General features: G+C 58.8%; 23 protein-coding genes. 12 read left to right on the plus strand and 11 right to left on the minus strand.

Going from position 1 to position 18,930, the window contains the following annotated elements; genetic code table 11:
• The first annotated feature begins 493 nt into the window (after nt 1–493).
• Nucleotides 494–1,108 carry a superoxide dismutase gene (locus ACY8D3_RS02740; RefSeq protein WP_462381498.1) on the plus strand — a complete coding sequence of 205 codons (615 nt, stop codon included), beginning with the start codon at nt 494–496 and terminating at the stop codon, nt 1,106–1,108.
• Between the two features lie 54 nt (nt 1,109–1,162).
• A complete protein-coding gene (locus ACY8D3_RS02745; RefSeq protein ID WP_462381499.1) occupies nt 1,163–2,050 on the plus strand; it encodes a ZIP family metal transporter in 888 nt (295 codons plus the stop codon).
• 6 nt (nt 2,051–2,056) lie between these two features.
• Here ACY8D3_RS02745 and ACY8D3_RS02750 read toward each other — a convergent pair whose 3' ends face one another.
• The 10 genes from ACY8D3_RS02750 to ACY8D3_RS02795 all read right to left on the minus strand — a co-directional run bounded on the left by ACY8D3_RS02750 (nt 2,057) and on the right by ACY8D3_RS02795 (nt 9,235).
• Nucleotides 2,057–2,329, minus strand: coding sequence for an HPr family phosphocarrier protein (locus ACY8D3_RS02750; protein WP_462381500.1), 273 nt, complete (start codon nt 2,327–2,329; stop codon nt 2,057–2,059).
• Nucleotides 2,330–2,338: 9 nt separating this feature from the next.
• Entirely contained in the window at nt 2,339–3,196 is an 858-nt protein-coding gene (rapZ, locus tag ACY8D3_RS02755) for an RNase adapter RapZ (protein ID WP_462381501.1), read from the minus strand.
• Between the two features lie 69 nt (nt 3,197–3,265).
• Nucleotides 3,266–3,730 (minus strand): PTS IIA-like nitrogen regulatory protein PtsN, encoded by a 465-nt coding sequence (gene ptsN / locus ACY8D3_RS02760; protein ID WP_462381502.1) that lies wholly within the window; start codon nt 3,728–3,730, stop codon nt 3,266–3,268.
• Nucleotides 3,731–3,745: 15 nt separating this feature from the next.
• Nucleotides 3,746–4,054, minus strand: a complete 309-nt coding sequence (hpf, locus tag ACY8D3_RS02765; RefSeq protein WP_462381503.1) for a ribosome hibernation-promoting factor, HPF/YfiA family — start codon at nt 4,052–4,054, stop codon at nt 3,746–3,748.
• Nucleotides 4,055–4,186: 132 nt separating this feature from the next.
• Nucleotides 4,187–5,698 carry an RNA polymerase factor sigma-54 gene (locus ACY8D3_RS02770; protein ID WP_462381504.1) on the minus strand — a complete coding sequence of 504 codons (1,512 nt, stop codon included), beginning with the start codon at nt 5,696–5,698 and terminating at the stop codon, nt 4,187–4,189.
• A gap of 187 nt (nt 5,699–5,885) precedes the next feature.
• The gene (lptB, locus tag ACY8D3_RS02775) at nt 5,886–6,611 is read right to left on the minus strand and encodes an LPS export ABC transporter ATP-binding protein (RefSeq protein ID WP_462381505.1); all 726 of its coding nucleotides are present in this window, start codon (nt 6,609–6,611) and stop codon (nt 5,886–5,888) included.
• On the minus strand, nt 6,611–7,165 hold the full coding sequence (gene lptA / locus ACY8D3_RS02780; RefSeq protein ID WP_462381506.1) for a lipopolysaccharide transport periplasmic protein LptA: 555 nt from the start codon (nt 7,163–7,165) through the stop codon (nt 6,611–6,613). Before lptA ends, lptB begins: the two co-directional genes overlap by 1 nt.
• A complete protein-coding gene (lptC, locus tag ACY8D3_RS02785) occupies nt 7,152–7,724 on the minus strand; it encodes an LPS export ABC transporter periplasmic protein LptC (protein WP_462381507.1) in 573 nt (190 codons plus the stop codon). Before lptC ends, lptA begins: the two co-directional genes overlap by 14 nt.
• Before the next feature lie 9 nt (nt 7,725–7,733).
• Nucleotides 7,734–8,261, minus strand: coding sequence for a KdsC family phosphatase (locus tag ACY8D3_RS02790; RefSeq protein ID WP_462381508.1), 528 nt, complete (start codon nt 8,259–8,261; stop codon nt 7,734–7,736).
• Nucleotides 8,261–9,235, minus strand: coding sequence for a KpsF/GutQ family sugar-phosphate isomerase (locus ACY8D3_RS02795; RefSeq protein WP_462381509.1), 975 nt, complete (start codon nt 9,233–9,235; stop codon nt 8,261–8,263). Before ACY8D3_RS02795 ends, ACY8D3_RS02790 begins: the two co-directional genes overlap by 1 nt.
• A 316-nt stretch (nt 9,236–9,551) precedes the next feature.
• On the opposite strand from ACY8D3_RS02795, the gene ACY8D3_RS02800 reads away from it, so the two are divergent.
• The 10 genes from ACY8D3_RS02800 (at nt 9,552) to hisC (ending at nt 17,627) form a co-directional block, all read left to right on the plus strand.
• Nucleotides 9,552–10,361: an ATP-binding cassette domain-containing protein gene (locus tag ACY8D3_RS02800; RefSeq protein ID WP_462381510.1), complete on the plus strand. Its 810-nt coding sequence runs from the start codon at nt 9,552–9,554 to the stop codon at nt 10,359–10,361.
• Nucleotides 10,361–11,158, plus strand: a complete 798-nt coding sequence (gene mlaE / locus ACY8D3_RS02805; protein WP_462381511.1) for a lipid asymmetry maintenance ABC transporter permease subunit MlaE — start codon at nt 10,361–10,363, stop codon at nt 11,156–11,158. The genes ACY8D3_RS02800 and mlaE overlap by 1 nt, the downstream gene beginning before the upstream one ends.
• A complete protein-coding gene (mlaD, locus tag ACY8D3_RS02810) occupies nt 11,158–11,619 on the plus strand; it encodes an outer membrane lipid asymmetry maintenance protein MlaD (protein WP_462381512.1) in 462 nt (153 codons plus the stop codon). The genes mlaE and mlaD overlap by 1 nt, the downstream gene beginning before the upstream one ends.
• A gap of 11 nt (nt 11,620–11,630) precedes the next feature.
• Nucleotides 11,631–12,275 carry an MlaC/ttg2D family ABC transporter substrate-binding protein gene (locus ACY8D3_RS02815; protein ID WP_462381513.1) on the plus strand — a complete coding sequence of 215 codons (645 nt, stop codon included), beginning with the start codon at nt 11,631–11,633 and terminating at the stop codon, nt 12,273–12,275.
• Complete coding sequence (locus tag ACY8D3_RS02820; RefSeq protein WP_462381514.1) at nt 12,272–12,583, plus strand: STAS domain-containing protein; 312 nt, start codon at nt 12,272–12,274, stop codon at nt 12,581–12,583. Before ACY8D3_RS02815 ends, ACY8D3_RS02820 begins: the two co-directional genes overlap by 4 nt.
• A gap of 86 nt (nt 12,584–12,669) precedes the next feature.
• A complete protein-coding gene (locus ACY8D3_RS02825; RefSeq protein ID WP_462381515.1) occupies nt 12,670–12,909 on the plus strand; it encodes a BolA family protein in 240 nt (79 codons plus the stop codon).
• 22 nt (nt 12,910–12,931) lie between these two features.
• Nucleotides 12,932–14,197 carry a UDP-N-acetylglucosamine 1-carboxyvinyltransferase gene (murA, locus tag ACY8D3_RS02830; protein ID WP_462381516.1) on the plus strand — a complete coding sequence of 422 codons (1,266 nt, stop codon included), beginning with the start codon at nt 12,932–12,934 and terminating at the stop codon, nt 14,195–14,197.
• Nucleotides 14,198–14,297: 100 nt separating this feature from the next.
• Nucleotides 14,298–14,924 carry an ATP phosphoribosyltransferase gene (hisG, locus tag ACY8D3_RS02835; protein ID WP_462381517.1) on the plus strand — a complete coding sequence of 209 codons (627 nt, stop codon included), beginning with the start codon at nt 14,298–14,300 and terminating at the stop codon, nt 14,922–14,924.
• Between the two features lie 301 nt (nt 14,925–15,225).
• Nucleotides 15,226–16,536 carry a histidinol dehydrogenase gene (hisD, locus tag ACY8D3_RS02840; RefSeq protein ID WP_462381518.1) on the plus strand — a complete coding sequence of 437 codons (1,311 nt, stop codon included), beginning with the start codon at nt 15,226–15,228 and terminating at the stop codon, nt 16,534–16,536.
• A 38-nt stretch (nt 16,537–16,574) separates the two neighbouring features.
• Entirely contained in the window at nt 16,575–17,627 is a 1,053-nt protein-coding gene (gene hisC / locus ACY8D3_RS02845; RefSeq protein WP_462381519.1) for a histidinol-phosphate transaminase, read from the plus strand.
• Nucleotides 17,628–17,629: 2 nt separating this feature from the next.
• Here hisC and algW read toward each other — a convergent pair whose 3' ends face one another.
• Complete coding sequence (gene algW / locus ACY8D3_RS02850) at nt 17,630–18,784, minus strand: Do family serine endopeptidase AlgW (RefSeq protein ID WP_462381520.1); 1,155 nt, start codon at nt 18,782–18,784, stop codon at nt 17,630–17,632.
• Nucleotides 18,785–18,930 lie beyond the last annotated feature (146 nt).

Below are 18,930 nucleotides of genomic sequence, written 5' to 3' on the forward strand. Positions count from 1 at the left end.
GAGGCCCTCGACCCGTTAATCGCTCGGCTACGATCTGAAACCGCAGCCATGATCCATTGCGGCAACTTCTGCGTTTGGCATGGCTATCAATCGTTGTTTCAGCTCTTCATGGATTCGGCGATGGATCTCGCGCTGAGCCGCCACTGGCGGCGTCGGTGCCTTGGTTTCGCTCAGCAGACGCTCGACCATCTCTATCAGATATGTCTAAAAGCGGGTCGAGCCCCGCGTGTCGCCCGACTCAAGGAGCAACTGACACATGCCAGGCACAGCTCTGCTTACCCCTTCGCATCGGGGGTTCTCCGTGGGCTCCGTCCATGATGATTTCTGCCGACATCACCAGCCATTGCCTGAGTAAAACCAGGCGATAGGCACGACTCATCGGGCGGCACGGCACCTATTCGGGGCTGTGGCGTCTCTTGAATAGGACACATTGGAACGGCGCGTCTCTCGAGCCTTTCGTGTCTCGCTTATCTATCCATCAACGGAGGACAAAATGGCTTACCAACTGCCTGCAATGCCTTACGCATACGACGCACTCGAACCTCACATCGATGCGCAGACGATGGAAATCCACTACACCAAGCACCACCAGACTTACGTGAACAATCTCAACGCGGCGCTGGAAGGGGAGGCGTTTGCCGACCTGCCTATCGATGATCTGATGCGTCGCATTCAGGAAGTCCCCGAGGCCAAGCGGGGCGCAGTCACCAACAACGGCGGTGGCCACGCAAACCACTCACTGTTCTGGACCGTCATGACACCGAACGGTGGTGGACAGCCGCAAGGCCAGGTTGCGTCGGCTATCGATGACCAGCTCGGTGGCTACGAAGCATTCAAGGAGGCCTTCACCAAGGCTGCGCTTACGCGATTCGGCAGCGGTTGGGCGTGGCTGAGCGTCACGCCAGAGAAAAAGCTGGTAGTCGAAAGCACCGGTAACCAGGATAGCCCGCTGATGAAGGGCAACACGCCAATTCTCGGACTCGATGTCTGGGAGCACGCCTATTACCTGCGTTACCAGAACCGCCGTCCTGATTACATCGGCGCTTTCTACAACGTCATCAACTGGCCAGAAGTCGAGCGGCGCTACCAGGCCGCCATGGGTCAGTGAACGGCGCTGGCTGAGGCAGAGTCTCAATTGCACTGACTATTCCATAGGGTGTCCATGCTGGCTTCTTCAAGTTCACAACTCCGCGTCATTAGCCTCCTGACACTCTTTGGAGTATTGATTGGCTCGGTGCTCATTTTCGAATGGGCGCCGACGTTGATCGCTTCGGACTGGTCACCAGAGATGAGGCACGCACTACGGGACGGATTGCTATGTGCCTTGGGTACGGCTCTGGGTGCGTTGCCCGTACTGTTTATTCGCCGCATCTCGCAGCGAACTGAAGACCTTATGCTGGGCTTTGGCGGTGGCGTCATGCTCGCGGCCACTATGTTTTCACTGCTTGTGCCGGCGATATCCGTTGCGCAAGAGCAGGGTTATGACACCTATGGATCGAGTTTGCTCGCGGCAGTTGGTGTGCTCATGGGCATGGTAGGCCTTCTCTTCTATGACAAGCTCTTGCCTAGCGAGACCCCGGGGCAGGGGTCGGCACGTGAGCGCGGGGTACTGGATAGAGGTGTCTTGCTCTTTGTTACGGCAATCGTTCTGCACAACGTCCCGGAGGGTATGGCTGTGGGGGTGGCTACCGGTGGCGGGCTCGAAGGTTCAGACAGCCTTGCGCTCGGTATCGCGCTACAGGATGCACCCGAAGGAATGATTGTGGCGCTGGTGCTGTATGGCGCAGGCGTAGGGCGCGTGAAAGCGGTTCTGATAGGCGCAGCGTCGGGGCTCGTGGAACCCTTGTTCGCGGTGATCTGTGCGTGGCTGGTTGGTGTCTCGACTGTGCTATTGCCGTGGGGATTGGCATTGGCTGCAGGTGCAATGCTTTTCGCCGTCGTCCACGAGATCATTCCGCGGTCCCAAAGTAACGGTTATGGCACCGTGGCGAGCCTTGGGCTTGTTGCAGGGTTCTGCTTGATGATGGTGATGGATACCGCGCTTGGTTGAGCCCGGTCATTCGCCTTCGTCAAAGCGATTTTCGACCAGCTCTACCAAAGACACCATTGCCTCTTCTTCGCTCTCCCCTTCGGTGTGAAGGTGGAGCGGGGTGCCTTGGCCTGCAGCCAGCATCATGACGGCCATGATGCTCTTGCCATCAACGAGCTGCTCAGGCGTCCGTCCCACGCGGACAGCACATGGATATTGACCGGCCACACCGACAAACTTGGCAGCAGCGCGGGCATGCAGGCCCAGTTTGTTGATGATGGTGATTTCACGCGCAGGCATGCAGGTTCCTTAACCCAGGTCCCGGTGGCGGATCTGGACATTCTTCAATGTGTCTTTGAGCACCCGCCCCAGGCGTTCTACCAGGAAGACGGACCTATGATGGCCACCCGTGCAGCCAATCGCAACGGTAGCATAGGCACGATTACTGGCTGCGAAACGAGGTAGCCACTTGGAGAGGTAAGCCAGGATATCCTGGTACATCTCTTCGACGTCAGGCTGTGCCTGAAGATACTCGATGACAGGCTGGTCCAGGCCTGAGTAATCACGCAGTTCGGGTTTCCAATAGGGGTTAGGCAGGCAGCGCACATCGAAGACGAGGTCGGCGTCCACCGGCATTCCACGTTTGAAGCCGAACGACTCGATAAGGAAGGCGGTACCCGGCTCGGGCTGGTTCAGCAAGCGAATCTTGATCAGGTCGCGGAGTTGATACAGGTTTAACCGCGTCGTATCGATCTTCAGGTCAGACAGCTCAGCAATTGGGGCGAGCAGCTGCTTTTCGGCCTCGATGGCTTCAGCCAGCGAGCGGGAGGAGTTTGTTAGCGGATGGCGCCGACGCGTTTCCGAGAACCGCTTGAATAACGTTTCCTCGTCAGCATCGAGATAGAGCAGATCACACTGGATGTATCGGCTACGCACTTCTGATAGCAGCTCTGGAAAGCGCTGAAGCTGGCTTGGCAAATTTCGGGCGTCGATTGATACGGCGACCTGAGGATGGATCAATTCGGTATGGAGCAACGCGCGCTCGGCCAGTTCGGGCAAGAGCGCGGCCGGCAGGTTGTCGATGCAATAGAATCCGTTGTCCTCAAGGACGTCGAGCGCTGTGCTCTTGCCGGATCCCGAGCGCCCACTGACGATGATCAGGCGCATAACGTATCCGCTTGGCTGGGCAAAGGGTAGAGCGTATGTCGCTGCGTCATAGGTCGTCGCCGTGATTGCTTACTGTCCGCTTTGCAGTTCGACCACCGTGTTGTACAAGGCGTTGCTGTCGGGCGCTTTACGAAGCCGATCACGCACTTCGGCGCGGTCCAGTAGACCCGCTATCTGACGAAGCAGTTGCAGATGCTCTTCGGTTGCAGACTCGGGGACGAGCAGCACGAGAAGGAGGTCGACCGGTGCACCATCGAGCGCATCGAAATCCACAGCCGTCTCGAGTCGGAGAACGGCTGCCATCGGGGACCGGCATCCCGAAAATCGACAGTGAGGAATGGCGATACCGTTACCGAAGCCGGTCGATCCCAGCTTTTCACGGGCTACGAGGCTCTCGAAGATCTGCTGGGCGTCCATTTCGGGGACATCCCGGGCAATGACGGCGCCGATCTGTTCGAGTACGCGTTTCTTGCTGCCGCCCGGCGCGTTCACGACGGAACGGCCGGGGGTCAGAATATTTTCAAGTCGGATCATGATAGGGAGTGACCCTCAGCGGGCGTAGAGCCCTTGCTGCCGGTCGAGCTGCTTCTCTTTGCGTTTGATGAGTTGGCGGTCGAGCTTGTCGGTCAACAAGTCGATAGCGGCATACATGTCGGTGTGCTCGGCGTTCGCGACGACTTCGCCCCCGGATATGTGAAGGGTGGCTTCGATCTTCTGTTTGAGCTTTTCGACTTGCATGATGATCTGCACGTTGGTGATCTTGTCGAAATGGCGCTCCAGCCGTTCCAGCTTTTCCCCGATGTATTCACGGAGAGGTTGGGTGACGTCCAGTTGATGTCCACTGATATTCACTTGCATACCGCGTTCTCCTTGTTGCCTCTGCGGAGTGACGTGCCGGGGCACATCACTGAAACACGTCGGCGGCCGGTTCTTGCGGCTGCTCGGGTTCGTAATGGCGAACGCCTTACAGTCCAAGAGCCTACGGTAGCGTCACATCAGTCGCTTGCGCTCGCTTGAGGGTGCGATACCCAGAGATTCGCGGTACTTGGCGACGGTGCGGCGCGCTACCTGGATGCCCTGTTCCTCCAGTAAACCAGCGATCTTGCTGTCGCTCAACGGCTTTTTCGCATTTTCCGCCGCCACCAGTTTCTTGATGATCGCGCGGATCGCGGTGGACGAGCATTCGCCGCCTTCGGCCGTGCTGACATGGCTAGAGAAAAAGTATTTCAGCTCGTAGATGCCGCGGGGGGTATGCATGAACTTCTGTGTCGTGACCCGCGAAATCGTCGATTCGTGCATGCCCACGGCCTCAGCAATGTCGTGCAACACCAACGGCTTCATCGCCTCTTCCCCATACTCGAGGAAGCCGCGTTGATGCTCGACGATTTGGGTCGCGACCTTCATCAGCGTTTCATTCCGGCTTTGCAGGCTTTTGATGAACCACCGTGCTTCCTGAAGCTGGTTTCGCATGAACGTATTGTCGGCGCTTGAGTCGGCACGGCGGACGAACCCGGCGTACTGCGGGTTTACGCGTAGACGAGGCATCGCTTCCTGGTTCAGCTCTACCAGCCAGCGGTCGTTGTGCTTGCGCACGATAACGTCAGGCACGACGTACTCGGGTTCTCCGGCTTCAATCTGGGAGCCTGGCCGCGGGTTGAGCGACTGGATGAGCTCGATAACCTGGCGAAGGTCATCTTCCTTGATCTTCATCCGACGCATGAGCTGGCTGTAGTCCCGGCCAGCCAACAGATCCAGGTAGTCGCCGACAAGACGCTGGGCTTCGCTCAACCATTCAGTCGACGCAGGTAGCTGATGCAATTGAAGTAGAAGACATTCGCGCAGATCTCGTGCACCAATGCCCGCGGGTTCGAACTGCTGGATGCGGCGGAGAACGACTTCGACCTCATCGATTTCGATATCCAGCTCGGGATCGAACCCTGCTGTGATTTCCGCAAGGTCTTCTTCCAGGTAGCCCTGGTCGTTGATGCAATCGATCAGCGTGACCGCAATGAGGCGATCCGTATCCGACATCGGCGCGAGATTGAGCTGCCAGAGCAGGTGGCTTTGGAGGCTTTCGCCTGCCGACGTCCGCGCAGAAAAATCCCATTCATCATCTTCGCTGCTGGGGAGGTTGCTCGCGCTGGTCTGGTAGATGTCTTCCCATGCCGTATCGACGGGAAGCTCGTTCGGTATCCGGTCGCTCCAGTCCGTCTCTTCGAACGAATCGCCGTCGGATTCATTGCTGATCGGGACAGTTGCCTCTTGGAAGCTGTCTTGGCTATTAGCTTGCGATGTACCTTGCTCGGCACCATCAGCCATGGGGTCAGTGGTGTCGAAATCTTCCCCGTCTTCCTGACGTTCGAGCATCGGGTTCGAGTCGAGCGCTTCCTGAATTTCCTGCTGGAGGTCCAGCGTCGAAAGCTGGAGTAAGCGAATGGCCTGCTGCAACTGCGGCGTCATCGTCAGTTGCTGGCCCATCTTCAGAACTAGCGATGGTTTCATAGCAGAGGATCGCACCTACATTACCGACGCCTCGGCGTCTGTCCATTTCGAAGCGCTCTGAAGCGCCTTAAGCAAATTATATGCCTGATTTAGAGGCGTTTGCCTAGCCCTTCTTTGGGCGGAATGTGACGGTGCAGGTGCCGCAGCCGTTCGAAGGGCTCAGGCCATCGGGGTATTCCAAGGTTCGCTACAGGCGGAACTCGTGGCCTAAGTAGACTTCCTTGACGAGCGCGTTGTCGAGAACGTCCTGGGCCGTGCCCTCGGCAATAAGCTGGCCGTCGCTGACGATATAAGCAAGCTCGCAGATATCCAGCGTCTCCCGAACGTTGTGGTCCGTGATCAGGACGCCGATTCCTTTATTCTTGAGATGATAGATGATCTGCTTGATGTCCCCAACCGAGATAGGGTCTACGCCCGCGAAGGGCTCGTCCAGCAGGATGAACTTGGGTTCCGTTGCCAGCGCACGAGCGATCTCGACCCGGCGCCGCTCACCACCGGAAAGGCTCATACCGAGGCTGTCGCGTATATGGGTGATGTGGAATTCCTGTAGCAGGCTTTCCAGTGCCTTCTCCCGGCCTGCGCGATCCAGATCCTTTCGGGTTTCCAAGATAGCCATGATGTTGTCCGTTACGCTGAGCTTGCGGAAGATCGACGCTTCCTGCGGCAGGTAACCGATGCCAGCGCGCGCTCGGCCGTGCATGGGCTGGAAGCTGACATCCTGATCGTCGATCAATACGCGGCCCTGATCGGCCCGAACCAGCCCCACGATCATGTAGAAGCAGGTTGTCTTGCCGGCGCCGTTCGGGCCGAGCAACCCTACAATCTGTCCGCTTTCAATGGAAAGGCTAACGTCGCGAACAACCTGTCTGCTTTTATAGCTCTTCGCCAGGTGCTGGGCTTTGAGAATTGCCATTAGCGCGATGAATCCTGCTGTTGCTGTTCGGGCTTCTTCTGCGGCTGAATGACCATGTCGATGCGCGGGCGCGGTGTGGTGATCGACTTGTCGTTCGCGCGTCCGGCATTCACGATCTGCCGGCGGGTGTCATATACGATTTTCTCGCCTTCGAAGGTATTGCCCTGCTGCACAACCTTGGCCTGGTCGGTCAGGGTGATGCGCTCATTGGCTGAGAAATACTGGATCGTAAGTCCGTACGCCTTGACGATGGGGTCACCCTCGCGCGGCTGTTGCTCGTAGTAGGCCGGACGGCCTACCGAGGTAAATACGTCCACGTCTCCCTGGGCGTTCTGGGTGATGGTCACCGTATCACCCGTGATTTTCATCGTGCCCTGGGTAATCACGACGTCACCCCGGTAGACGGCAACCTTCTTTTGGTCATCGATCTCGGCGCTGTCGGCTTGGACGCGGATGGGTTGTTCGCGGTCGCTCGGCAGGGCCCAGGCAGTGGCGCTGGCCATCAAGGAGGCGCTCAAACCGAGGAACAAGGGAAACTTTTTAACGAGCCTCATGCTGGCCTCTTACGTTGGACTGCAGGATCATCCTGCCTTCGTTCAGGTACGCTTTCATGCCTTGGCCCGTGGTGACCCCATTGGCGGCGTCGATTCTAACGGGTTGCTGGGTTTCAGCATATTGTCGGTCCGGAAAGACCGTGAGCCGGGATGTTGTGAGTATCGATGGTCGGCCGCTTGCGTCGGTCTTGTCGACCTTTACATTTTCGATCAATTCGACCTGCGCGCCCTCGGGGCCGACTTCTCCGCGGTCAGAACGGATGTTCCACGGAATTTCGTTGCCCCGGTAGAGCTGCATTCGTGGTTGTTCCATGTAGGTGACATCGCTACTTTCCACGTGTTCTAGCGCATCGGACTGCATTTCGTAATCACGCTGACCGTCTTCCTGGAATTGAATCGTCCGTACGTTCTTCGCGTAGAAGTCGATTGTCTTGTCGTCCTTCGCAGGCGCAGGCGGCTGCTCGAGAAATGTCTCGGGGCGGATATTCCAATAACCCAGCAATCCCAGCGCTATCGCGAGAAGGATGATGGGGAAGTACGTGCGCAAGCGGTTGATCATCGACAGCCCCTAAAGGTACTCGGCCTGGGCGGCATCCAATGTCCCCTGGCCGCGCATGATCAGTTCGCAGAATTCACGCGCGGCGCCTTGTCCACCACTTGCATGGGTGACGCCGTGGGCGTGCTGGCGAACGAACGGATTGGCGGACGCCACGGCCATGCCTAGGCCAACGCGGCGGATAACGGGAAGGTCCGGCAGGTCGTCGCCAAGGTAGGCGATTTCATTGTAGTCGACGCCGATCGACTCGCGGATCTGGTCGAGCACCACGAGCTTGTCCTCGCGTCCCTGGTAGAGAAATTCAATGCCAAGGTCCTTTGCCCGCTTTTCAACCACTGGGCTTTTGCGGCCGCTGATGATGGCGGTTCGCACCCCGGAGCGAATCAGCATCTTTATGCCCTGGCCGTCGAGCGTGTGAAAAGTCTTCACCTCACTGCCATCCATGAACAGGAAGAGGCGGCCGTCCGTAAGGACGCCATCGACATCGAATACGGCGAGTCTGATCGGCTTGGCGCGAGTCAGGAGCGCTTCAGGGTGCATCAGAATACTCCAGCACGGGTGAGGTCATGAATGTGCAGGGCGCCGATCGGACGGTCATATTCGTCGATCACTACCAACGCGTTTATCTTGTGATCGTCCATGATCTTCAGCGCTTCGGCCGCTAGCATGTCTGGGCCGATCGTCTTGCCGTGTGCTGTCATGACGTCGTCGATGTACGCCTGTCGGACGTCGATACTCCGATCGAGGGCGCGACGGAGGTCGCCGTCGGTAAAGATTCCTGCCAGCGATTGGTCCTGATCCAGAACCACGGTCATCCCCAGGCCCTTTCGGGACATTTCGGCCAGCGCATCGCGAAGGGACGTTCCACGGGAGACCGTCGGGAGGCTCTCGCCGCCGTGCATGATGTCAGCGACCTTCAGCAGCAATCGACGGCCCAGCGCGCCTCCAGGATGCGAGAAGGCAAAGTCTTCGGCGGTGAATCCGCGTTTCTCGAGCAGTGCGATGGCAAGTGCGTCACCTAGAACCAGCGATACCGTAGTAGAAGATGTAGGCGCGAGGTTTAGCGGGCAGGCTTCCTGCGGGACGCTGGCATCGAGATTGACCAGCGCTGCACGGGCGAGTGCCGATTCCGGATTGCCTGTAATGCTGATCATGGGGATGCCCAGTCGCTTGATCAGCGGCAGGAGCGTGACGATCTCAGCAGTATTGCCGGAGTTGGAGAGCGCGAGGACGACGTCGTTCTGCGTGATCATGCCCATGTCGCCATGGCTGGCTTCAGCCGGGTGCACGAAGAAGGCCGGAGTGCCAGTACTGGCTAACGTGGCCGCGATCTTGTTGCCGATGTGCCCGGACTTGCCCATGCCCAATACGACGACACGGCCCTTGATGGCCATGATGAGCTCGCACGCCTGCGCGAAGCTCTCGTCGACACGATGTAGCAGGGCATCGACTGCTTCAAGTTCTAGACGGATGGTGCGCTTGGCAGAGGTAATGGGGTCGACGGTTGGTGTCATGGCGAGGTCGAAAAGGCCAAAGGGCGGGATTATACCGGTTAAAGAATGGCAGTGCTCACCTCTTGAATCGTGTTGAAGTGAGGGATTGGTCGCAACGCGTTTCTGCGGTCTTGGGGCGATGGCAGGCCATTTGCTATAGTGCACGCCCTTTGAATTCACCTCGTCAGCCGTGTGCCGTATCGAGTCACGCTGACGTCTATCCTCGTATCGGTTCAGGACGTGCGGGCGTGCAGGGAGCGTACAAGCGCTCATCATGCTCGACATCGTCACCGCTGGATGGCGTTTCCGCCATTGGCATTATCTGTCAGGAGAACGGATGAACGCTGCAAGCGAGTATGCGCTCGAGCTGAAAGGGCTCACCTTCAAGCGCGGTGCACGTACCATCTTCGAGAATATCGACATTCGCATTCCGCGCGGCAAGGTCACGGGTATCATGGGGCCGTCGGGTAGTGGCAAGACTACGCTACTGCGGCTTATCGGTGCTCAGTTGCGTCCTCTGCGTGGGCAGGTGCTTGTCGAGGGGCAGAATCTGCCTTCGCTGTCGCGCCATGAGCTGTTCGACGTTCGCAAGCAGATGGGCGTGCTGTTTCAGAGTGGGGCGTTGTTCACGGATCTCGACGTTTTCGAGAACGTGGCGTTCCCACTTCGGGTCCACACGGACCTGCCGGACGAAATGATCCGCGACATCGTATTGATGAAGCTTCAGGCCGTTGGCCTAAGGGGCGCGGTGGATCTCATGCCAGACGAGTTGTCTGGCGGTATGAAGCGCCGCGTGGCACTGGCGCGGGCAATCGCGCTCGATCCGCAAATCCTTATCTATGACGAGCCCTTCGTCGGACAGGATCCCATCGCAATGGGTGTGCTTGTCCGATTGATACGTTTGCTCAATGACGCGCTAGGTATCACCAGTGTCGTCGTCTCACACGATCTGGCCGAAACCGCGAGCATTGCGGACTACATCTACGTAGTGGGCGATGCACAGGTATTAGGCCATGGAACGCCGCAGGAACTGATGGAATCCGATAACCCCCGTATCCGACAATTCATGAAAGGCATACCGGACGGTCCGGTCCCATTCCACTTCCCAGCGATGGACTATCGCGAAGCATTGTTGGGGAGGGGTTGATGCGTAAACGAACTCCGCTGGAGCGCATCCGGCTGATGGGGCGTGCCGGCATCGATGTGGCTGCTACCCTCGGTCGTTCAAGTATCTTTCTGGTTCGTGCGCTTTTCGGCCGGGGCGGTACGGGGAGTCCCTGGCAGTTGCTCGTCAAGCAGCTGTACTCAGTGGGTGTGCTGTCGCTAGCAATTATCGTCGTTTCCGGCGCCTTCATTGGCATGGTCCTGTCGCTTCAGGGTTACAGCATCCTCAGTAAATACGGTTCGGAAGAGGCGGTTGGGCAGATGGTGGCCCTAACGCTTCTGCGAGAGCTTGGGCCGGTGGTCACCGCACTCCTGTTTGCAGGGCGTGCGGGGTCGGCGTTGACGGCGGAGATCGGCAATATGAAGTCGACCGAGCAGCTGTCCAGTCTTGAGATGATCGGTGTTGACCCATTGAAGTATGTCGTGGCGCCACGGTTGTGGGCGGGGTTCATCTCGATGCCGGTGCTCGCAATGATCTTCAGTGTCGTCGGCATCTGGGGAGGCGCGATGGTCGCCGTTGAGTGGCTGGGTGTCTACGAAGGCTCCTTCTGGTCCGGTATGCAGCGCAGTGTCGATTTTACGGGCGATGTGCTCAATGGCGTGATCAAAAGCGTCGTATTTGCTTTCGTCGTAACCTGGATCGCTGTCTTCCAGGGTTATGACTGCGATGCCACCTCCGAGGGTATCAGTCGTGCCACGACCCGGACGGTCGTATATGCCTCGCTCGCTGTGCTGGGGCTGGATTTCATTCTTACCGCTTTGATGTTTGGAGATTTCTGATGCAAACCCGCAGTTTGGAAATCGGCGTGGGCCTGTTTCTTCTGGCCGGCATACTCGCCGCGCTACTTTTGGCGCTTCGTGTGAGTGGCCTCGCGCCTGGCTCTGCCGGAGACACTTATAAGGTCTATGCGCACTTCGACAATATCGCCGGCCTTTCCGTAAGGGCTCGGGTCACGATGGCGGGGGTAACGATCGGCCGCGTCTCGGCCATCGATCTAGACCGCGATACATTTACAGGGCGTGTCACGATGGAGCTCGACTCTGACGTAGACAACCTGCCGCTGGACTCGACTGCGTCGATCCTGACCGCAGGTTTGCTCGGCGAAAAATACGTCGGCATCAGTGTCGGCGGTGATGATGAGGTGCTGGCTGACAACGGAACCATCCGTGATACACAGTCCTCTCTGGTACTCGAGGATCTGATCGGCAAATTCCTGCTGAATACGGTCAACAACAAGTGAGGACGTTCGCCATGTTGAAAATGATTCGCCGTTGCTGCCTGATGCTGGCGGTATTGCTTCCGGTATCCGCCTTTGCGGCATCGTCGCCGCAGCAGGTTGTCCAGGGTACTGTGGACGCGCTGCTCAGCGACCTTCAGGCCAACAAGCAGAACTACCGGCAGAACCCCGAGGCGTTCTATCAATCGCTCAATGACATTCTGGGCCCGGTTGTGGATGCCGACGGCATCTCACGCAGCATCATGACCGTGAAGTATTCGCGTAATGCCTCGCCTGAGCAGATGGCGCGCTTTCAGGAGAACTTCAAGCGTAGCCTGATGCAGTTCTACGGGAATGCATTACTGGAATACGACAACCAGGATATCCGCATGCTGCCGGCCCGGGCCGGGCAGAATGGGCGTGCAAGCGTTGGCATGGAAGTGACCGGTACCAATGGTGCGGTCTATCCGGTTTCCTACACGATGGTCCAGAACGACGATCGTTGGCTGGTGCGCAACGTAATCATCAACGGCATCAACATCGGCAAGCTGTTCCGCGACCAGTTCGCTGACGCCATGGTCCGTAATGGCAATGACCTTGACAAAACCATCGACGAGTGGGGCGCCGTTGTGGCCAAGGCCAAGGACTCGCCCGCGGGTCAGCAGGCTTCAGGCGAATGAGCGAGGCCAGTATCAAGCCCGGCGACGCCCCCGGGTTGCTATTGCTTGAGGGTGTGTTGGACCATCGCTCCGGTCCTCCGCTGCGGGAAAACGGACAACGTCTGATCCTCGGGGCTGCGACTTCCGAGATCGTGATCAATTGTGCCGCCGTCCGTCGTAGCACGAGCGTCGGGCTCGCCTTGCTGCTGGCATTCATGCGCGATGCCAAGGCAGCCGGCAAGACACTGCGCCTGCATGACCTGCCCAGGGACATGCGGCAGATCGCACAGGTCTGTAGTGTCGCCGAATTCCTGCCCACCGAAGCGTGATCCCTATCGAGGCCGCGGCGATTACGTCGCGGCCTCTTGCTTTTTTTTATATGATGTCGGCCCCCTCATGGCCGGTAGAGGTAAATATGCAGGCTGCCGAAGTCAAAACGTTCCTCGAATCGAACATGCCCGGTACCCAATTCGAGGTCGAAGGCGAGGGATGCAATTTCCAGCTCAATGTCGTCAGTGACGAGTTGGCTGCACTCAGTGCGGTCAAGCGTCAGCAGCAGATATATGCGCATCTCAATCCGTGGATCGCTGATGGCAGCATCCACGCCGTAACGATGAAATTCTTTAGCCGCGCCGCCTGGGCCGAGCGTTCCTGAGCCCTCCGGGCCGAGTACATCCATGGACAAACTGATTATTACTGGCGGCCGTCCCCTTGATGGCGAGATCCGAATCTCCGGAGCCAAGAACTCCGCACTGCCCATCCTGGCCTCGACGCTGCTGGCCGACCGGCCAGTGACCGTCGGCAACCTGCCGCACCTGCACGATATTACGACGATGATCGAGCTGTTTGGACGCATGGGCGTTCAGCCGGTAATCGACGAGCGGCTGAATGTCGAGGTCGATGCCACGGCCATCCGTACCCTCGTTGCGCCGTACGAACTCGTCAAGACCATGCGCGCCTCGATCCTGGTGCTGGGTCCCATGGTTGCGCGTTTTGGCGAAGCTGAAGTAGCTCTGCCAGGCGGGTGCGCGATCGGTTCGCGTCCAGTCGATCTTCATATTCGCGGCCTCGAAGCGATGGGCGCGCAGATTGACGTGGAAGGCGGATACATCAAGGCGAAGGCGCCGGCGGGTGGGCTGCGCGGCGCGCACTTCTTCTTCGATACCGTCAGCGTGACGGGTACGGAGAACATCATGATGGCTGCCTGCCTTGCCAATGGCCGTACTGTCCTTGAAAACGCCGCACGTGAACCGGAAGTCGTGGATCTGGCGAACTGCCTTATCGCGATGGGCGCTCAGATTAGCGGTGCAGGTACCGACACGATCACCATCGACGGTGTGAAGAGTCTTGGCGGCGCACACTACGATGTACTTCCCGATCGCATTGAAACCGGTACCTATCTGGTTGCGGCAGCGGCGACACGTGGCCGCGTCAAGCTCAAGGATACCGATCCGGCCACGCTCGAAGCGGTGCTGCTGAAGCTCGAGGAGGCCGGCGCACATATCAGCACGGGGAATAACTGGATCGAGCTGGACATGAAGGGTAATCGTCCTCGGGCGGTCAATCTTCGCACAGCGCCATATCCGGCGTTCCCAACTGACATGCAGGCACAGTTCATTTCCATGAATGCCGTCGCGGAAGGGACTGGCACCGTCATCGAGACCATCTTCGAAAACCGTTTCATGCACGTTTATGAGATGAACCGCATGGGCGCGCAGATTCAGGTGGAAGGCAATGCTGCCATCATTACCGGCGTCGACTGCCTCAAAGGTGCGCCTGTGATGGCGACGGATCTACGCGCATCGGCCAGTCTGGTATTGGCTGGCTTGGTCGCCGAAGGCGATACGCTTATCGACCGCATCTACCATATCGACCGTGGCTACGAGTGCATCGAAGAGAAGCTGCAGCTGTTGGGTGCGAAAATTCGCCGCGTGCCAGGCTAGCGCACGTGGCTGACGGCGCCCATTCGGTGGTGCGCCAGCCGCTATTGGCACGGCCCGGACGTGACCGGACCGTGCCTGTTCGATCGAAGGACTTTCCGTCATGCTTACCATTGCTCTGTCCAAGGGACGTATCCTGGACGACACGCTGCCGCTGTTGGCTGCGGCCGGCATTCAGCCTACCGAGGATCCAGACAAGAGCCGCAAGCTGATCATCCCGACCAGTCAGGATGATGTCAGGCTGCTCATTGTTCGGGCCACCGACGTGCCGACCTATGTCGAGCAGGGTGCTGCCGACCTCGGGGTCGCCGGAAAGGATGTGCTGATGGAGCATGGCGGGCAGGGGCTCTACGAGCCACTGGACCTGCGAATCGCATGCTGCAAGCTGATGACGGCAGGCAGGATCGGGGCGGTGGAGCCGAAGGGTCGCCTGCGCGTAGCAACCAAGTTCGTGAACGTCGCGAAGCGCTATTACGCCGAGCAGGGCCGTCAGGTTGAACTCATCAAGCTCTATGGTTCAATGGAGCTGGCGCCGCTCGTTGGGCTGGCCGACAAGATCATAGATGTCGTGGATACCGGTAACACGCTGCGCGCAAACGGCCTGGAGCCGCAGGAGCTTATCGCAACTGTGAGCTCGCGGCTGATCGTAAACAAGGCATCTATGAAAATGCAGCATGAGCGCATTCAGTCGCTGATCGAGACGCTGCGTGAGGCGGTCGAGGCTCGCTGAGTCGGTATGCCCGAGCGCTGTACTATCGAAACGATAGGCTCGCATATGTGAAGTTTGCCAAGGTCTGTTGATATCCTCTGAAATCAGTGGCTTCTTCAAGGGGCATGACGTTGTGGGCCCAGGCGCATCGGCGCCGGCTGCCAGGGCTGTCCCTGCGCTAGGCCTTGGCAGTGCAAGCGACAGCTCATCGCCTGCTTCCGTGATTTCGTGGGCGATCGTGTATCGAAGCGAACGCCCGACATTCAAGACCGCGCGCCGCCTTAAGGTCGAGCACGACGGCAGTATGATGTGAGGCTTTGATATGACCGATTCCGTTGTCCTGCGCCGGCTCGATGCAACCGATCCGGATTTCGCTGACCGCCTCGATGCGCTCCTGAGTTGGGAAAGCGTATCCGACGACAGCGTTAATTCGCGCGTTTTGGAAATCATCCAGGCGGTTAGGTCACGTGGTGATGCCGCCGTTATCGAATATACGCAGCGCTTTGACGGCGTTGACGCGAGCCGCATGGAAGACCTGATCCTGCCGCGCTCGCGCCTGGAGGCAGCGCTCGAGCGCATTTCTCCCGAGCAGCGCGAAGCGCTCAAGGTGGCGGCCGATCGTGTAAGAGGCTATCACGAGCGCCAAAAGCAGGATTCCTGGCAATATACGGAGGCGGATGGCACAGTCCTCGGGCAGCAAGTAATGCCTCTGGACCGGGCCGGCCTGTACGTCCCAGGCGGAAAAGCGACCTATCCGTCTTCCGTGCTGATGAATGCGATCCCTGCCAAGGTTGCAGGTGTCCGCGAAGTCGTGATGGTCGTTCCGACACCGCGCGGGGAAGTCAACGAGATGGTCCTTGCGGCTGCAGCCGTGGCAGGGGTCGATCGCGTCTTCACTATCGGCGGAGCCCAGGCGGTGGCAGCTCTGGCATATGGTACAGAGAGCGTGCCGGCAGTGGACAAGATCGTCGGGCCGGGCAATATCTACGTTGCCACTGCAAAGCGCCATGTGTTCGGCAAGGTCGGCATTGATATGATTGCTGGGCCGTCAGAAATATTGGTGGTATGCGACGGGCAGACGGATCCGGACTGGATCGCGATGGATCTTTTTTCGCAAGCCGAGCACGACGAAGATGCCCAGTCCATTTTGGTAAGCCCTGACTTGGCGTTTCTTGACCGCGTCGCCGAGAGCATCGAGCGACTCCTGCCTTCCCTGGAACGCGCTTCCATAGCGCGCACCTCCATCGAGGGAAGAGGGGCGCTCATTCACGTGCGCGACATGGCCCAGGCAATTGAAGTTGCCAATCGCATCGCCCCCGAGCACTTGGAACTCTCGGTCGCCGATCCCGAGCGGTATCTTCCTGAAATTCGCCATGCCGGCGCCATCTTCATGGGGCGCTATACCGCTGAAGCACTGGGTGATTACTGCGCGGGTCCGAACCATGTGCTGCCGACATCGGGTACAGCGCGCTTTTCATCCCCGCTGGGGGTGTACGATTTCCAAAAGCGATCCTCGATCATCAATTGCTCGCCACAGGGTGCATCCGAGCTGGGCAAAGTCGCATCGGTACTGGCTCGCGGTGAGTCGCTGACGGCACATGCTCGCAGCGCCGAGTACCGCATCAGGTCTTGAATACGCGTGTAACCGTTCTGAACGCCACAGGTAGGCAGATGAGTAAATTCTGGAGCGACTTCGTCAAGGACCTGGTGCCCTACGTACCAGGGGAGCAACCCAAGGCCGCGCGGCTGGTAAAGCTCAATACCAACGAGAATCCCTATGCGCCTTCGCCAAAGGCGCTGGCTGCGATGCAGGCCGAGCTGACCGAAGGGCTGCGGCTTTATCCTGATCCGAACGGTGAACGCCTGAAGCAGGCCGTCGCAGACTACTATGGCATTGAGCCTAGCAACGTGTTCGTCGGCAACGGCTCGGATGAAGTATTAGCGCATGCCTTCATGGCGTTGTTCCGGCACGACGCACCGATACTCTTCCCTGATATCTCGTATAGCTTTTATCCTGTTTACTGCGGACTGTATGGAATCGAGTACAGGACGATACCGCTCGATGATCGTTTCACAATCCAGCCGGCCGATTACGCCCAACCCAATGGTGGGATCATTTTCCCGAACCCCAACGCGCCTACGGGTTGCCTGCTGCCACTTGAGGCGGTTGAGCAGATCGTGTCCGCGAGCCCCGACAGTGTCGTGTTGGTAGACGAAGCCTACGTCGATTTCGGCGGCCAGAGCGCCATCTCGCTCATAAAGCGCTTTCCGAACTTGCTTGTCACGCAGACGCTTTCAAAGTCGAGGTCGTTGGCCGGGCTGCGTGTTGGCTTCGCAGTAGGCGATGCCGAGCTGATCGAGGCGCTCGAGCGCGTAAAGAACAGCTTCAACTCCTATCCTCTGGATAAGGTCGCGCTGGCGGGAGCGGCAGCTGCAATGGAGGATGTGGACCACTTCGAGGACACCTGCTCGCGAGTGATCGAAAGTCGCGAAATCCTAACGCGCGATCTGGAGTCTTTGGGCTTCGAGGTGCTGCCGTCGGCGGCCAACTTCGTTTTTGCTACTCATCCCGGCCGCGACGCCGCTGCGATTGCGGGCGCGTTACGGGAGCAGGGCATTATCGTGCGCCACTTCAAGCAACCACGGATCTCTGCGCACCTGCGCATTACCGTCGGCACGCCGGTGCAGAACGCCGCATTGATCGACGCACTGCGCGCGCTCTGACGTTACTTCTCTGGTGTGGTCTCCATGGGAGGCCGCACGCCTATCTCAGCCTTTAGCGAGAGCTGCTTGCCATCGCGGAGTACGTCGATGGTGATCTTGTCTCCCGGGCGGGTCCTCGCCACCTGATTCATGGATCGACGACCATCATTCGCTTCCTGGCCGTCAATGCTCAGGATCAGGTCCCCCGCGCGCAGTCCAGCCTTATCCGCGGGGCCGTCACGGTAGACCCCCGCCACGACGATGCCTGACCGACCCTGAATGCCGAATGACTCTGCCAGTGCCGCAGATAGGGGCTGAACCTCGAGGCCGAGCCAGCCGCGTACCACGTGCCCGTGCTCGATGATCGATTTCATCACCTCCAGCGCGAGCTTTACCGGAATCGCAAAACCGATGCCTTGAGAACCGCCGGATTGGGAGAAGATGGCGGTATTGATTCCCATGAGATTGCCATTTGCATCGATCAGCGCGCCGCCCGAGTTGCCTGGATTGATCGCTGCATCGGTCTGGATGAAATCCTCGTAGGTGTTGAGCCCCAGCTGGTTGCGCCCGGTCGCGCTGACGATGCCCATCGTGACGGTCTGGCCAACGCCGAAGGGGTTGCCGATAGCGAGCGCCACATCCCCAATCCGGATGCGGTCCGACTGGCCAAGTGTGATCGCAGGCAGGTGAGGCAGATCGATCTTTAGCACCGCAAGGTCGGTCTCCGGGTCCGCGCCGATGACGCGTGCAATGGTTTCGCGGCCATCCTTGAGGGCGACGACGATCTGGTCAGCATCCTTGGTGACGTGGTTGTTCGTCAGCAGGTATCCCTCAGGGCTCATGATCACCGCAGAGCCGAGGCTGGACTCCATCCGCTTCTGGCTCGGCAAGTTGTCGCCGAAGAAGCGTCGGAAGTTCGGGTCGTCGAGCAGCGGGCTATTGGGTTTGTTTGCCGATTTAGTGGTGTAGAGGTTGGCGACCGAAGGAGCAGCGTTCCCCACGGCGAGCGCATAGGAGTAGGGTGCCACCGGCGTGGCGGTGGAGGTAGGCTGCGCTTCGCGCAAGCCCAGCGCGCGATCGGTCAGGCCGAACCAGGCGGGATAGCGCTGCAGCACGACGAGCGCTAGAAGTACACCAACCACTACGGGCCAGCCGAAGAAACGCAGCGCCTTGAACATCAGGAAATCTCGTTCGTTATCCTTGAAGGGAGCTATCCGCCGGGCTGTTCCTTCAGCCCGCGACCAGCCGCAAAGCCACGCATTATACGAGCTATGGCGATTGCAAAAAGGGGCGCGCAACGCAGCGATGCAGTCGAGTCGCACAT

The organism is Pseudomonas sp. Marseille-QA0892 (genome assembly GCF_054950135.1).